Origin of the sequence: Arthrospira sp. PCC 8006 (assembly GCF_046480465.1) — a bacterium.
Classification (GTDB): Bacteria; Cyanobacteriota; Cyanobacteriia; order Cyanobacteriales; family Microcoleaceae; genus Limnospira; species Limnospira platensis.
In genome coordinates this window covers 1-14581 of the sequence record NZ_PKGG01000053.1, presented here as the reverse complement: position 1 = coordinate 14581, position 14581 = coordinate 1, and the positions used below count along the sequence as shown (strand labels likewise).

Annotated in this window: 21 protein-coding genes; 10 read left to right on the top strand and 11 right to left on the bottom strand. The window is 45.4% G+C overall.

Features of this window, described 5'->3' with window-relative positions; all coding sequences use genetic code 11:
• Positions 1-608 precede the first annotated feature (608 nt).
• From B9T16_RS10470 to B9T16_RS10455, 4 genes are read left to right on the top strand one after another with little or no spacing between them, the layout of a single operon-like run.
• Complete coding sequence (locus B9T16_RS10470) at positions 609-2234, top strand: Ycf66 family protein (protein ID WP_410244717.1); 1626 nt, start codon at positions 609-611, stop codon at positions 2232-2234.
• A gap of 42 nt (positions 2235-2276) precedes the next feature.
• Positions 2277-2633, top strand: coding sequence for a YkgJ family cysteine cluster protein (locus B9T16_RS10465; protein ID WP_006616297.1), 357 nt, complete (start codon positions 2277-2279; stop codon positions 2631-2633).
• A gap of 54 nt (positions 2634-2687) precedes the next feature.
• The gene (locus B9T16_RS10460; RefSeq protein ID WP_410244716.1) at positions 2688-3143 is read left to right on the top strand and encodes a TMEM165/GDT1 family protein; all 456 of its coding nucleotides are present in this window, start codon (positions 2688-2690) and stop codon (positions 3141-3143) included.
• Between the two features lie 34 nt (positions 3144-3177).
• Positions 3178-3465 carry a TMEM165/GDT1 family protein gene (locus B9T16_RS10455; RefSeq protein ID WP_006623729.1) on the top strand — a complete coding sequence of 96 codons (288 nt, stop codon included), beginning with the start codon at positions 3178-3180 and terminating at the stop codon, positions 3463-3465.
• Between the two features lie 31 nt (positions 3466-3496).
• On the opposite strand, the gene B9T16_RS10450 is transcribed toward B9T16_RS10455, so the two are convergent.
• The 7 genes from B9T16_RS10450 to B9T16_RS10420 form a co-directional block, all read right to left on the bottom strand.
• Entirely contained in the window at positions 3497-4906 is a 1410-nt protein-coding gene (locus tag B9T16_RS10450; RefSeq protein ID WP_410244715.1) for a hypothetical protein, read from the bottom strand.
• Positions 4903-5136: a hypothetical protein gene (locus tag B9T16_RS10445; protein ID WP_410244714.1), complete on the bottom strand. Its 234-nt coding sequence runs from the start codon at positions 5134-5136 to the stop codon at positions 4903-4905. Before B9T16_RS10445 ends, B9T16_RS10450 begins: the two co-directional genes overlap by 4 nt.
• 429 nt (positions 5137-5565) lie before the next feature.
• The gene (locus tag B9T16_RS10440) at positions 5566-5889 is read right to left on the bottom strand and encodes a nucleotidyltransferase domain-containing protein (RefSeq protein ID WP_014276203.1); all 324 of its coding nucleotides are present in this window, start codon (positions 5887-5889) and stop codon (positions 5566-5568) included.
• A gap of 37 nt (positions 5890-5926) precedes the next feature.
• The gene (locus B9T16_RS10435; RefSeq protein ID WP_410244713.1) at positions 5927-6298 is read right to left on the bottom strand and encodes a hypothetical protein; all 372 of its coding nucleotides are present in this window, start codon (positions 6296-6298) and stop codon (positions 5927-5929) included.
• A gap of 16 nt (positions 6299-6314) precedes the next feature.
• Positions 6315-6623 carry a hypothetical protein gene (locus B9T16_RS10430; protein ID WP_410244712.1) on the bottom strand — a complete coding sequence of 103 codons (309 nt, stop codon included), beginning with the start codon at positions 6621-6623 and terminating at the stop codon, positions 6315-6317.
• A 5-nt stretch (positions 6624-6628) separates the two neighbouring features.
• Positions 6629-6982 carry a hypothetical protein gene (locus B9T16_RS10425; RefSeq protein ID WP_410244711.1) on the bottom strand — a complete coding sequence of 118 codons (354 nt, stop codon included), beginning with the start codon at positions 6980-6982 and terminating at the stop codon, positions 6629-6631.
• A gap of 55 nt (positions 6983-7037) precedes the next feature.
• On the bottom strand, positions 7038-10580 hold the full coding sequence (locus tag B9T16_RS10420; protein ID WP_410244710.1) for a CHAT domain-containing protein: 3543 nt from the start codon (positions 10578-10580) through the stop codon (positions 7038-7040).
• Positions 10581-10791: 211 nt separating this feature from the next.
• Here B9T16_RS10420 and B9T16_RS10415 point away from each other — a divergent pair, with 211 nt between their 5' ends.
• On the top strand, positions 10792-11004 hold the full coding sequence (locus tag B9T16_RS10415) for a hypothetical protein (protein ID WP_410244709.1): 213 nt from the start codon (positions 10792-10794) through the stop codon (positions 11002-11004).
• Positions 11005-11019: 15 nt separating this feature from the next.
• Positions 11020-11451, top strand: a complete 432-nt coding sequence (locus tag B9T16_RS10410) for a type II toxin-antitoxin system VapC family toxin (RefSeq protein ID WP_410244708.1) — start codon at positions 11020-11022, stop codon at positions 11449-11451.
• A 183-nt stretch (positions 11452-11634) separates the two neighbouring features.
• Here B9T16_RS10410 and B9T16_RS10405 read toward each other — a convergent pair whose 3' ends face one another.
• The 3 genes from B9T16_RS10405 to B9T16_RS10395 are packed head-to-tail and all read right to left on the bottom strand — an operon-like array spanning position 11635 to position 12542.
• Complete coding sequence (locus B9T16_RS10405; protein WP_410244707.1) at positions 11635-11970, bottom strand: XisI protein; 336 nt, start codon at positions 11968-11970, stop codon at positions 11635-11637.
• Positions 11958-12374, bottom strand: a complete 417-nt coding sequence (locus tag B9T16_RS10400; RefSeq protein ID WP_410244706.1) for a XisH family protein — start codon at positions 12372-12374, stop codon at positions 11958-11960. Before B9T16_RS10400 ends, B9T16_RS10405 begins: the two co-directional genes overlap by 13 nt.
• Positions 12375-12401: 27 nt before the next feature.
• Complete coding sequence (locus B9T16_RS10395; protein ID WP_410244705.1) at positions 12402-12542, bottom strand: hypothetical protein; 141 nt, start codon at positions 12540-12542, stop codon at positions 12402-12404.
• Positions 12543-12721: 179 nt separating this feature from the next.
• Between B9T16_RS10395 and B9T16_RS10390 the strand changes: the two genes are divergently transcribed.
• Both B9T16_RS10390 and B9T16_RS10385 read left to right on the top strand, forming a co-directional pair.
• Complete coding sequence (locus B9T16_RS10390) at positions 12722-12979, top strand: AbrB/MazE/SpoVT family DNA-binding domain-containing protein (RefSeq protein ID WP_410244704.1); 258 nt, start codon at positions 12722-12724, stop codon at positions 12977-12979.
• Positions 12980-13116: 137 nt separating this feature from the next.
• Complete coding sequence (locus B9T16_RS10385) at positions 13117-13377, top strand: PIN domain-containing protein (protein WP_410244703.1); 261 nt, start codon at positions 13117-13119, stop codon at positions 13375-13377.
• A gap of 66 nt (positions 13378-13443) precedes the next feature.
• Here B9T16_RS10385 and B9T16_RS10380 read toward each other — a convergent pair whose 3' ends face one another.
• Positions 13444-13575, bottom strand: coding sequence for a hypothetical protein (locus B9T16_RS10380; RefSeq protein WP_410244702.1), 132 nt, complete (start codon positions 13573-13575; stop codon positions 13444-13446).
• Positions 13576-13708: 133 nt separating this feature from the next.
• Here B9T16_RS10380 and B9T16_RS10375 point away from each other — a divergent pair, with 133 nt between their 5' ends.
• Positions 13709-13969: a hypothetical protein gene (locus B9T16_RS10375; RefSeq protein WP_231851972.1), complete on the top strand. Its 261-nt coding sequence runs from the start codon at positions 13709-13711 to the stop codon at positions 13967-13969.
• Positions 13970-13972: 3 nt separating this feature from the next.
• Positions 13973-14371, top strand: a complete 399-nt coding sequence (locus B9T16_RS10370) for a type II toxin-antitoxin system VapC family toxin (RefSeq protein ID WP_006618211.1) — start codon at positions 13973-13975, stop codon at positions 14369-14371.
• Positions 14372-14581: the final 210 nt, after the last annotated feature.

The following is a 14581-nucleotide window of genomic DNA, read 5'->3' as shown; positions in this document are numbered from 1 at the left end:
TAAGTGCAGCTAGTATTAATTTTTCTAACATAGCCAATCGCTCCTTTATCAAATAAACATTAACCGCACCCTTTGTGAACCTAGGATCGATTATAAACAATTAGTCAGATGATGACCATGATTTGATGCAGTTATAACCATGATCTTCTGCACTCAATTGTTGTGATTTCAGTCACATTATCAAAATCACTAGATAGCTTCTGTATTTTTTATTACGCTTGACGCACCAGAGAGCCAATGGTAGGGTGCGTCAGAAGCAGCCACCCCATTAATCACCCGAAAATCGAAAACTGACGCACCAGAGAGCGAATATGGTAGGGTGCGTCAGAAGCAGCCACCCCATTCATCACCCGAAAATCGAAAACTGACGCACCAGAGAGCGAATATGGTAGGGTGCGTCAGAAGCAGCCACCCMATTCATCACCCGAAAATCGAAAACTGACGCACCAGAGAGCGAATATGGTAGGGTGCGTCAGAAGCAGCCACCCAATGAATCACCCGAAAATCGAAAACTGACGCACCAGGATAAGCCATTATTAATTATCGATTACTCAGTTAGGTCGCGCTGAGATGTACAATGTCGGCAGTAGAGATTTGTGGAGCTAAAGATGCTGGCATACATCCTAGCGATCGCAGTTGGCTTAGGGAGCTTTACCCTATACATGGCTGCTTTCTTCTTTCCAGAGGTTCATCGCAAAAGTGACTTTATCTGGAGTGGTGTGGGTTTATTCTATGCCCTAATTCTATGGGTGTGTGTGGCACGCTTCACCGGGGCAATTTTGTTGGGCCAAACTGCTAGTGTCGCCCTGTTGGGTTGGTTAGGTTGGCAGACCCTCTTATTGCGTCGGGAAGTGACACCAGCTCATTTACAAACCCCCCTCCCAACCCCTGTCAAACAGAAGGTCTCAGGCTTATTTAGCAGCCGTAGCGTTAAAAAATCTACCACCCCTAAACCATCATCTAAAAAGGCTAAAAAGGCTTCTGAACCCCCAACCCCCGCCGCCACTCCGGTTACACCAGAAGAAGTAAAACCCTTAACTGAACCTGTGGCGGAACCTGTGGCGGAACCTGTGGCGGAACCTGTGGCGGAACCTGTGGCGGAACCTGTAGCTACTACAGAAGAAGCAGAAGCGCCAGCAGAACCATCCCCTGTGGTGGCGGAGACTGAAGCGGTTGCGCCAGTAGTTGAACCAGAAACTATCACCGAGGAACCAGAATTAGCAGTTTCTGAGCTAGAAGTGGCCGAAGTTGCACCCGAACCCACCACAACAGCGGAAGCGGAAACCCCCACGGCTGAGGAAGTATCCGAGACAGTATCCGAGACAGTATCGGAGGAAGTATCGAAGGCGGAGGAAACCCCAACAGAGGAGGTGACAGAAACTCCAGAGGAAACCAAACCTGAGCCGGTAGAATCTGCTAAAGTGCCGGAAGATCAACCTAGTGAACCTAAGAAATCCAAAGGATTAGGTGGCTTGTTGGCTGGTTTAAAAGGCATATTTGGCGATCGCAAAAAGAAAGAACCCGCCAAAACTAAAGCCCCCGATACTTCTAAGGACAACCAGAAAGCTCCAGAAACACAAGGGGATGCTTCTGATTGGGATGACAATGATGAGAGTTGGGAAACCGACACTGATAATGCTTCTCCCTCTGAGGCGGAAAAAACTAACTCCCCCGATACACCAGAAGCTGGTCAAGTTTCAACCCCAGATATAGAATCTGATCATAGTGGTGCTACTGCTGACCCAGTGTCAACGGTGGAACCTATAGATGAGGAACCTACAGATGAGGAGCATCAAGATAGTAATGTCAAAGCTGATTCTACTAATGTTGAGACTGTCCCCAGCGTAGAACCTACAGATGGGGAGCATCAAGATGGTAATATCAAAGCTGAGGCGGAACCTACGGCGACAGATACACCAGAAACCGAGGCTGAAACTGTCGTTTCTCCAGTAGCGGACTCTGAGGAGGTCAAAACAGATTCTGCTGAAAAGTCTCCCTCAGAGACAATCATAGGGACTCCAGAACCTGAAGCCTCAGACAGTCCTGAAACCTCAGAGAGTTTAGAATCTGAGAAGTCGTCAACAGAGACAGAGGAGGAAAAGGGGACTCAATCTGATTCTGATTCTGATTCTGGTGTTGCGGAAGACGAGGACGACGAAGACGACGACGAAGACGACGACGACAAAACACCCCGCGCCTTGAAACGTCCCAGAAAGCCTAAACGCAAGAGATAATCAAGGTAAAATATAGATCCAATTGATTATTTGGGAGAAAAAGTGGCAACCTGGCTTTGTGTTAAAGAGTGTGGCGCTTGCTGTCATCTTGACCCGACAGAACGCCCGGAATTAGACGAATATCTGGGGGCTGAGGAACTACAATTGTATCTCAGCTTGGTGGGTTCTGATGGTTGGTGCATTCATTTTAATCATGATACCCGCGAATGTAGTATCTACAGCGATCGCCCTCGGTTTTGTCGAGTCCAAGCTGATGTCTTTGAAGACCTCTATGGTATTGAACCAGACCAGTTAAATGATTTTGCGATTGATTGCTGTCAGCAACAGATTATCGGGGTTTATGGGGAGGACTCCCCAGAAATGGAGCGGTTTAACCAGGCTGTGGGTTGGGGTGAGTAGCCTTGCATCTTCGAGCAGATTAGGTTAAATTGGATTTCATAATTGTTTCATAAAATGTCAGTGACACTAATTTCCGATCCTGTGGATTCTTCCCCAAATCAGTCTAATAGCCTTCCTGTGAGTCCTAACTGTCAGGAACAAGCGTTAAATGAAACTACCATAATTGACCCCGATCGCCTCCAGGTTGACTCTTCCACACAACCAGATATGGTTTCTGGTGCTGCGGGAACTATCAAAATTTGGGCGATTTTTACTTCGACATTTTTCACCATATTTCTGGCGGAAATGGGGGATAAAACCCAGATTACTACTTTATTAATTACGGCGGAATCTCATAATCCTTGGGTGGTGTTTTTGGGGGCGGGAAGCGCTTTGATTACTACCAGTTTATTGGGGGTTTTGCTAGGTCAATGGTTGGCGCGTCATATTCAACCCCAAACCTTAGAACGGGCGGCGGGCTTGACTTTGTTATTGATTTCTGCTATCATATTCTGGGAGGTTTTGCATTAGTTGATGGGCTGGTAAAATTAAGTATTAAATATCAATGGATTTACAACTGTTAGGACTGAGTTTTATTACGGTCTTTTTATCGGAGTTGGGAGATAAAAGCCAAGTAGCAGCGATCGCCCTAAGTGGTACGACGAAATCCCCGAAAGCGATCTTTTTTGGGACAGCATCAGCCCTCGTCTTGGCTAGTCTGATCGGGGTGTTGGTAGGTCAGGGTGTGGCGGAAATTTTACCGACTCAATGGGTGAAAATGGCGGCGGCGATCGGATTTGCAATTATGGGAACTCGCCTATTATGGAATAGTAGCAAACCCACGGAAGATTAACCTACTTTAACCCCTCATGGGGGGTTACATTTCATTTCACCCTTTTAATCAATTTCTCGGCGACCCACCACGCACCAACTGCACAAATAATACTCGCCACCAATGCTATAATGAAGGGATGCCTATACGGTAGCGAAAAGCGATCGCTATCAGGACGCTCCCAAGGTTCAGTGATTAACCCGGAAGTTGAAGCGACGATCGCACCCGCCGCAATTCCCACACCCACGGCTTGGATATGGTTTTGTAAGTCCTGGTTAGCGTCTTGTTGCTGTTGGTAATATTTCGCGTCGGCTTCTTGGCGTTGGCGATCGCACTGGGCTTGGTCAATTTCCACAATGGCGCGAATAGAGGCGATCGCCTGACTAATTAACCCCGTCCCCTGTTCAAAATAACTTAAATTGGCGGCAATTTGTCCCCGGAAGTACGGCCCCGTTTCTTCTCCGAAATACCGCCACAATGATAGTTCTTCCTTATCGATTCCTAGTTTAGCACAAATCCCCTCAATTGTGTCATTATAATTGTTAAGATTTATGTTAATTGTTGTGCCAAAATCTTTCATTTTCCGCAGGAGGCGATCGTAAATCAGAGAATCAGCGGATAGTTGTTTTAACTGAGTTTTGAAATCCTGGAGATAGGTATTATCTTGGGGGTCAGGTTTGGCGCTATCAATTTGGGCTTGAATTTGGTCTAAGGTGGGGTCTAGGCTGAGATAATATTGTTTGAGTTGCTGGTAAATCTCCCGGCTATCTTGAAAAGCCTTGCTGACTTTATGGCGATAGAAAAACAGGTCAAAGATGGAAGAAAAGCATTGGTTTTTTTGCAGGGTTTGGTCGGCGAGTTCATCTCGGAATAGCCAGATGAGAACATGGGGGTATTTATCGGGTTCGCGGGGATTCCCATATTCAAAAATCGGACTCCCAAATAATTCCCGACTGCGAGAGGGGTCAGCCTTTTGATTGAATAAAGCCTGATAGCATTGATTGGCTAATTTGGTTAATTCCGAACCTTGCAAATCTTGATTTTCTGGGGTTAAATTTAGGGTTAATAGCAGAGTTTGTCCGAGAAAATATGGGCTTGGGGGAAAGGGTAAAATCTGGTTGGGGTTCAACTGTTCCAGAATGGGAATTTCCACAAGGTTGGTGGTGTCGCTATCATCATAGCCAATATTCAGAAATACCCCATAACTGTCTTCTTGAAGTTGTACAGGTTGGATAAAACCTTCGATATCGTTGGAGTCGGTGAGGGTGAAGGAAATCTGCTTGTCGGGTGGGGGGAGGAGGATGCGATTTTCGCCGTGGTGAAGATGGGGTATCAGTCGGGTTTCGGTGAGGTGGGAGAGAAGGCGATCGCAATTTGACCACAGGGGATGAATCTCTCCCTGGGTATCATCTTCCCGGAGATGGTAAGCGCATAAATAGAGATTGGGGGCGAAAATATTCATGGTAATGGGTTATAATCTATGGGAGTGGCTTGTCCGGCGGCGCGTTGTTGTTTGGCTTGACGTGCGGCGGCGACTAAGGCAGATTGAGTCCGATTAAACGCCGTATTCCACCGTTGTTCATCTTGCAAATCGGCGATATAATCCCGTAAATGTGCAATCACTTGGTTTTGAACCGTATCGGGTAAAGATTCAACCAGATTCATTAAGTCTTGAATCGCTGGGGATGACATGGGTTAAGCTCCTAAGTTTGTATTTTGTAGGTTGGGTGGAATGAAATGTAACCCAACATTTTACCTGAATTTGTTGGGTTGCGCTGTCGCTTCACCCAACCTACGACTCCTGAGTTGGGATTTTGTAGGATTTTGTAGGTTGGGTGGAATGAAATGTAACCCAACATTTTAGCCGGATTTGTTGGGTTGCGCTGTCGCTTCACCCAACCTACGACTCCTGAGTTGAGATTTTGTAGGTTGGGTGGAATGAAATGTAACCCAACATTTTACCTGAATTTGTTGGGTTGCGCTGTCGCTTCACCCAACCTACGACTCCTGAGTTGGGATTTTGTAAGATTTTGTAGGTTGGGTGGAATGAAATGTAACCCAACATTTTAGCCGGATTTGTTGGGTTGCGCTGTCGCTTCACCCAACCTACGACTCTACGACTCATAGAACAATTCCTTCTTTATGAACATTCAAAAGAAATGGACTTTTTTCTTGAGTAAAACGCTGCTCAGAGACAAAAGCACGGGAGATAACCGTATCATATTTTAAGGATAACTCTTGAATAAACTCACTGGTTTTGTCGATTTCATCCGTATAATTAAATGCAGATTTCATCACAATCAGCAAGTCAATATCTGAATCAGGTTTAGCTTCCCCCCTAGCTTGAGAACCATATAAAATAATTTGAACAACCTGGTCAGAATAATGGATTTTAAACCAATTTTTAATAAATTCTATAATCTCCGGTAATTTTTGATGTTTCATCTTGTTGATTTGATGTGGCCGAAACTGGGTGGGTGGTTTACCCGTGAACTTGAATCAATTCTGACTTGAGGTCAATTTGCCAATTTTCATCAATAAATTCTAGGTTTTCATCATAGACTAGCATCAGTTGCGCGATAGAAATGGGAGGGGTAGCGGTTTCGATATTTAGGTTAAATTTCAGTTGAATGCGGCGTTTATCTCCGTTGAAAATCAACCCACTGCTGATTAATTGGGGCAATAGAGGACGCGGTAGGAGGATGCTTTCATAAAAGCGATCGCCTTCATCCCAATAGCCGGATATTTGATAATCACATAATGCCAAATGCTCTAAAACTAGAGCATTAGCATCAATCCTCTTAACAACTTCTGATAAATTTTCCCAAACCGGATGATTTTTTAGAATCGTCATAGATAGATATGGATTTCTAATGTTCGGTGTCAAAACCAGGAAAGTGCAAAACATCATCAATCATTTTACCATGAAATCTGCGATCGTCTCCTTTTCCTAACACCTTTGATTTCCAGTCGTATCCGTCAACTTCCGATGCAACTAAGCCTATATTTCCACCAGCAGGGACAATCCCTTTGTTAATGGCTTTTAAGTGTTTGTTGTTGCTATCATATCTAATTCCCTGTTGGATTTGTTCCGAGGCGAAAGAAACTTTCATCCCATTAGAAGTCTGATAAATAGTATCAGATTGAAGTTCTGACCAGTTCTGAGGTAAAGTTTCCATCGTTCTCAACTTGATTGAGATTGCCCCTCTTTTTTGCCTATTTTCGGAGCACGGGTTCGCAGAATTTCGGTAATTTTCGGATAGAGATTTTCATAAGCCGTGTCCCCGGTGTTGGGGGAATCATTATCAGAACCACTTAGCTTGCGGGTACTGGCTGCATCCACTGCATTGGTTATCGCCTCATAATCTGACAACCAATCTTCCAAACAATCGGCTATTTCTTCATCAGATGCAGTTTCCAACTCAGCCAATTGCTTTTGCAAGTCTCCTAAACTCTCCGAGACTTCTGGATTGTTAAACAGTTCTGGGTTATTTTCCCAAACCGATAGAAAAGCGCTGATAATGTCTTCTGGGTTCATAATTATCCTAATCTGGCTTAACGACTAAAATACAGAAGAGGGCAGTCTCAAGATTTTACGCTCCAATGGCGCAAAATGCTGCCCAGTAGTAAGGAGACTCAAACCGTTTAGCATCCAGTTTCTTTTTCCAATTGCCAAAAGCGAGTCCTCTTTTCATTTGCTTCCGCCGTTCTGGACTAATCACCGCACAGCTATCCACCCAGTCTAACAAATCCTGCACCGTCGCTGACCGCAGCCAGGTCTGAGTCTGCCGCAACGCCAAAACCACCGACAGTTCAGGCTGTTGCTGGAGAGTTTGATAAAACTGAATCATAAAAATTGCCGTGGAGATATCCGCCACCGCCCAGAGGGTACTGACGACATTGGGAGAACCCGCCAAAATGAAGCCACTGGGTAAACCGACATATTCATCACTGGTGGAGGTGATGTCGGTGATACCCGTTTCGCAGGCGGAGAGGGTGACGAGACGGCAGTTGGTCAGGTCAAGGCGGAGGATATCCTCTAAGGTGAGACATTTGGCTAAATCCAGCAGTTTGTCGTCTTTGAGGGGGAGATAGCGGCTGGGGTCATCGGTGGGCGGCGGGGGAGTAAATTCGCTTTTAGCCAGGATGAGGGCGGATTTGAGGGCATCTTCAAAGTTAAAGTAGCCATGACAGGAGAAGTGGATACAGTGGTCGTTTTTTAGGGTTTCGGCATCAATGGCGGCTTTTTCGGCTTGGTCATGTTTGAGGACTTGGTGGGGGTTAAATAGGGATTGGATAGCTTCCACTTCCATATCCGTGAAGTGGAGGTCTTGGGTGGGGTTTTGGATGGCGAAGAGGCGGTTAAAGTCGGGGCGTTCATTGATGCGTTTTTTGGCTTGTTGCAGGACTTGGCAGTTAGGGGCATAACCCACGCCTTTGGGAAAGAGGTCTTGTAGGAATTTGCCCTCACCGTCTTCTGTGGTAACGGGTAAGGCGTGGAGGGGGAACAGGTGCAGGTAGCGGTGAGGGATGAGGATGAGTTTTTGGCAGTTAGGGAAGTTTTGCCGCAGGTTAGCCAGGATTTCATCGAGGTGGAGGATTTGGGCGAGGGTTTCTAGGCGTTGGGGGAGGCTGTCTCGCCATTGGCTGTTGTTGTCATAGTCGTCGATATAGGCAACTGTCCAGTCGATGAGGTTTTGTCGGTCTTCCTCGGAAGATATCCAGAGGTTAAGGGTTTGGTTAGTCAGGGTGAAGGTGAGGAATTTGTCATTCAGGACATACCATTCTAGGATGACGGTTTCATCATCCAGGAGAGATTGAATATCGGGGAATTTCAACGGTTTATAGGGATAGTTTGCCTGGAATTCTTCCCGCAGTTGGCTGATGTGAGTATAGTTGGGGTTAGGGTCTTTTTTAAGGCGGCGGTCTTCTTCAGAAATAGCTTGACGTAGTTGTTGTAAGCGTTGGCGGTCTTCGGCGGAAATTTCTCCGCCTGGGTATGCGTTACGGGTGGCGATGAGTTCGGTCAGGTTGCGGGCTTTACTGCGATCGGCGTATTCAATGGCATCGGTATATCTGCCCAGTTCTAGGCACACTTCCACCATGCAGATATAGAGTCCAAACCATTCTTCATTCAATTTCCGTTTAGCTTCATCCCCAGAGGTAATTTCTCCTCGCAAGTATTCAACCGTATCAAGTGCCTGTTCAAGAACTATGTAGGCATTTTGGAGAGCCGTTCGTTTTTTAATTGGGTCGTTGCTGTAGTAGTGGGATTGGTCTTGGTAGGCACGTCCTAAGTTCGTAAGGGTTTCGGTGTGTCCTTGAGGAAAAGAAACAGGGGTACGGACTTCGAGTGCTTCTTGATATAGGCAGATTGCTCTCTCTAGATTTTTAACTCGGTTTCCTTGGATGCGCTGACTGTAAACATTTGCCAAGTTATTTTTAGTCCCTGCCCATTTTTCAGGAAAGGCATTGGGAGTATAAACGGATAAAGCCTCTTCACAGTAGCAAATTGCTTGTTCCAAGTTATCAGCGCGTTCTCCCTTAATACGGTCACTGTAGACATTTGCTAAGTTATTTTGCGTCATTGCCCATTTTTCAGGAAAGGCGTTGGGAGTATAAAGGCATAAAACGGCTTCATAGTAGCGAATTGCTTGTTCCAAGTTATCAGCGCGTTCTCCCTTAATGCGATTACGGTAAGCAATTCCCAAGCTATTATGTGTATCTGCCCATTCTTCAGGATAGGCATTACGAGTATGGACTTCTAAGGCGGCTTGGTAGCTGATGATCGCCCGTTCCAAGTTATCAGCGCGTTCTCCCTTAATGCGGTCACTGTAGGCAGAACCTAAGTTATGTTGCGTCATCGCCCAATCTTTGGGATAAGCACTGCGCGTAAAAACTGCTAAAGCGGCTTCATAGTAAGCGATCGCCTGCTCCAAGTTTTCCGATCTCTCGCCCCGAATGCGGTTACAGTAGACATTTCCTAAGTTATTTTGTGCCAATGCCCATTGTTCGGGATAGGCACTACGGGTTAAAACTTCTAACGTAGCTTCGGAAGCGGTGATCGCCCGTTCCAGATTTTCTGCGCGATCTCCCCAAATGCGGTCATTGTAGACTATTGCCAAGTTTATTTGTGTCTCTGCCCAATCTTTAGGATAGGCACTGTAAATTCTGACTGTCAAGGCGGTTTGATAGCAGCGAAKTGCTCGTTCTAAGTTTTCTGCCCGATCTMCCTGGATGCGATGACTGTAGACAAGTCCCAAGTTGTTTTGTGTTGTTGCCCATTGTTCGGGATAGACTTCTCGCGTATAGACTTGTAAAGCGTCCTCATAGCAGCGAATTGCCCGTTCTACGTKTTCTGCCCGATCTCCTTGGATGCGATGACTGTAGACAAGTCCCAAGTTGTTTTGTGTTGTTGCCCATTGTTCATGATAGGTACTGCGGGTTCTCACTTCTAAGACTGCTTCATGGCAGAAAATTGATCGTTCTAAATTCTCGGAACGCTCCCCCCTGACTCGATTACGGTAAGCAATTGCCAAGTTATTTTGTGTTGTTGCCCAGTCTTCTGGATAAGCGCTGCGGGTTCTGACTTTTAAGGCGGCTTGACAGGCTGCTATCGCAATTTCTAGATTATCGGCGCGACTTCCTAATGGAAATTGCCCAATATCAGTGGCAAAATTGTTGAGAATTGCTGCCAACATTTGTTTCCGGTCTTCATCATTAGAGTTTATTTGCTTTTCAAACCACTGGGTTACAGTATCGGCAAAATGCAAATTAAGTTGATCTTTGTATTTTGCTAAGATTGCCCAAATTTCTTGATAATTATTATAGATTCTTTCGGCATCAAGAATGTCTAGCAAAATTTGTAAGTATTCGTCTGAAGTTGCACCTCTCTCATCCCCAGAGGGTTGACTGTTGAGATATTGTCCCACCTCTTGCGCCACATCGCGCACAAACTGCGCCTGGTTGTCTTGTCTCTCCTCCTGCAACTGTGCCGCCACCCACTCGCACACCTGCAACAACCCCTCATCTACTAACTCCAGATGACCGTTAAGGATTTGCAGTTCCTCCCCACTGGAACAGCCGAAGAGTTTTTCAATCAAGGATAAATAATCCTGCACTCGTTGTTCATCCATCGCCGCGCACCGGGTAGGGGACTATGACCCCAATTTTACCCTATTCCCAACCTCCCGAAACCGGGTTTCTTTGTTAAATCTTTGTGAAGGAATCGAGATGCTGCCAGAAACCCGGCTTCTTTTCCGGCGGCTAGAAGCCCGGTTTCTTCCCTGAAAAGATGAGTTATAATAATCCAACAGACTCCAATCATCTGAAAACTCAACCCTGACTATGACCCGGCAACCTACTCAAAATCAGCCCCAGGCAATCGAAGCACGAGTCACCAGCTTGGAAATCGAACTCACTCAAATTAAACAAGTCTTAGCCACCGTCACCTCCCCACAACAGCCCTGGTGGGAACGCATTGCTGGAAGTCACGCCAATGACTCCACCTTTGAATCGGTGATTCAACTCGGACAAGAATGGCGCAAAACTGCCGAATAAAGTCAGCAAAATCCGATGTATATTCTCGATACTGATCATCTGAGTCTCATTCAACGCAATGGTGAACCCGGTCAACGGATTTTGGCAAAAATAGCAACCGTTGAGAAGATTCAAATTGCCGTCACCGTCATCACTTATGAAGAACAAATTAGAGGAAGAATCAAGTTTCTCTCCCAAGCGAAAACAGTTGAGCAACAAATCATCGCTTATGAAGGACTGCAAAAAACGGCAAAGGACTATTGTTTCATCCCCATTTTACCCTTCGATTATCCTGCCGCAGTCGAGCATCAACGCCTCCGCAAAACCTACCCTCGTTTAGGCAATATGGACTTGAAAATTGCTGCGATCGCTCTGGTTCAAAATGCCACCCTCCTCACGTGCAACGAGTCTGATTTTGGCATTATCCAAGAACTCTCCATCGAAAACTGGTCAATCCACGGTTCTTGAATCAGGGATAAATAAGCCTGCACTCTTTGTTCATCCCTAACCTAGCACCGGGTAGGGGATAGCACCCCGATTTTACCCTATTCCCAACCCTCAGAAACCAGGTTTCTTTGTTAAATTTTTGTGAAGCAACAGCAGATGCTGCCAGAAACCCGGTTTCTTTGACCCCCGGTTGCTTCCCACTGACTAACTCACCCCCAAACCTGTATATTTTCGCAAATCAGGCGGCTGGAGTCCCAAGATAATATCTTCCCTCTCCACACCCTGACTTAACAACTCATCGGTCAAAGAACAGTCCGTTTGATTGCGCTGAATCCAGATTTTTCCGGAACGAATTTCCAGATGAATCAAGCAATTATAAATCCTTCGGGTTCCATTCCATCCTAAATCAACCACCAAATAGCGATCGGCTTTGACATCGAAAACCGTTTCTGATTCAATCTCTCCCCCCAAAGGAGAGCCCGTCGAATATTCCGTCAAGAGTTCCTGAATAATCTCTCTATACTTGGCTACTCTATCCATTGCAAAATCACCTCATCGTTCGGTTCATAAGTTATCAATTTTATATGATAAGTTTGGATGGAAAGTTGCGGCAATTGTCGATAAAAAAATGATTGATACGCAGTTATGGGTATGGCCAAATAAAGAGTTCGCTCCGGCTCAAGTCTTTGGAGAACTAAACGGTAATTTAAGAACTGACCCAATTCCAAATGAAAGTCTAACATGGCGGAGTCATTCAAAAAACTCTTGATTTCCACTGCTATTTTCTCTCCGGTTCGCTGCGCCCCTAAGAGTTGCTGCGCCCCTAAATCAATCTCTACACGGTCATCCGGTCCCAACTCTAAACGTAAGGGATCGTGGGTAATCTGCCATTCTTGTTTTTCTAAACCCCGTCTGACAGCATGGTGGAATTTATCTCTAGCCATTGTATCCACCCTAACACTTTTTAGCGCCTAATTGACGACCATTCTCCATTGTTCCCTGAGTCGCTGCATATCCTCCCTACCCGTAGCGGCAAGGAGTTCTTGAATTAGGGAGAGATAGGCTTGAACTCGTTGTTCATCCATAGCGGCACATCTGGTAGGGGATAGCACCCCGATTTTACCCCATTCCCAACCCTCAGAAACCGGGTTTCTTTGTTAAATCTTTGTGAAGGAATCGCGATGCTGCTAGAAACCCGATTTCTTGACCCCGCCGTTTTACGGATTTAGCCTCCACAATTAGGCTCTAGTACGTTAAAATATATCCTATAAATCCATTGAATTACCCCCTTATGGCACTGACCCGAATCACTGCTACCGGAACCGCCACCATTCCCCCAGAAATTATCGACTGGCTGCACTTAAAACCGGGCGATCGCATTAATATCGCCATTTCCCCTGATGGCAAAGTCTATTTAGAACCCGCCCCAAAAGCGGCTCAAATTGATGTCCGTACCTTATCGGGTTGTCTCTACGACCCAGACAGAAAAACCGTTTCTCTAGCGGAAATGGAACAAGCCATTGTTGAAGGGGCAGGAGAATCGATGTGAAAGGTTTGGATACCAATGTAATCGTCCGCTTTCTAGTCCGAGACGATGAATCACAATGGTAGCAAGCGGATCAATACATCAATCAAGCCCTCGAAAATCATCAACCCTGCTTGATTAATAATATTGTCCTCTGTGAAGTGGTTTGGGTATTACGCAGTCAGTATAAAATTAGTCGAGACCAACTCATCACTATCCTAGAAAATCTCTTAAATACCAATATTTTTATATTTGAAAATTCCGATGATATCGCTTGGGCAACTCATCAAATGAAGTTGGGAAATGCTGATTTTTCTGATTATTTGATTGTTCGCATCAATCAACAGGCTGGCTGTGATGAAACCGCATCGTTTGATGTCAAGCTAGGGCAATTATCCCAAGTGAAACTGCTGGGTTCATAATTCCCCTCACCCAAGGCTGCAACTGTGCCGCTACCAACTCGCACACCTGCACAAACCCCCCATCCACTAACCCCTGATGACTGCCGAGGATTTGTTCTCCCCACCCGGACAGTCTAGGAGTTCTTGAATCAGGGAGAGATAAGCCTGCGATCGCTTTTCATCCATAGCGGCGCACCGGGTAGGGAATAGCACTCCCATTTTACCCCATTCCAGAGACTCAGAAATCGGGTTAATTTCTTAAATCTTGGTGATGCGATCGCTATCCTACCAGAAACCCGGTTTCTTGTCTTTCAAAAATCTATGTGCTAAACTGAAATAGCATTGCAAAAAAATGAGAGCCATATTTATGCAAATCCGAGGCATTAAACGCGGTAAAACTATTGAGCTAACCGAAAATATTGCGGTCCCTGACGGCTCTGAAATTATCCTGGAAATTAGCCCCCCCCTCCCCCGGACACCAGAAGAACATTGGCAGCAATTCTGTCAACTATTTGGTGCTTGGTCAAACCAACCCGATTTAGATGCTACCTTTACAGCGATCGCTCAAAAACGCCATCAAAACCACGGTCGAGAATTATTTAATTTTGATTGATTTATGTATTTGCTAGATACTAACATCTGTATCGCTTTACTCAAAAATCATCCCAATGCTGTACCCAAATTTGCCCAGCATTTTCAATCCTCTTATTTGAGTTCTATTGTGGTTTCCGAACTCTACAAAGGTGTTTATTGCTCACAAAAAATAGAACAAAACTTGGCTACATTACAACAGTTTATTAGTCTACTACATCTGGTAGATTTTGATTTGCTTGCTGCTCGTGAATTTGGTCAAATTCAAGGAGAACTCAGACGCATCGGTAAGCCCACAGGAGAATTAGATGCCATGATTGCAGCCGTAGCAAGATCGCGAGATTTTATTTTAGTTACAGATAATTTAAAGCATTTCCAAAATATTGTTAACTTAAAAATTGAAAACTGGCTGATCAATGAATAGGTGATGGGTTGTTAACGCGATCGCCACACAAATAGAGATAGCACCCCTATTGTCCCCCGAAACCGGGTTAATTTCTTAAATATTTATGAAGCGATCGCGAGGACATCGGAATGCGACGTATCCCTATCCTACCAGAAACCCGCTTTCTTTGTGAAATGTTGACTAATTCAGGATTAGTCACAATCAATTACCTCGGATATTTGGGATAGG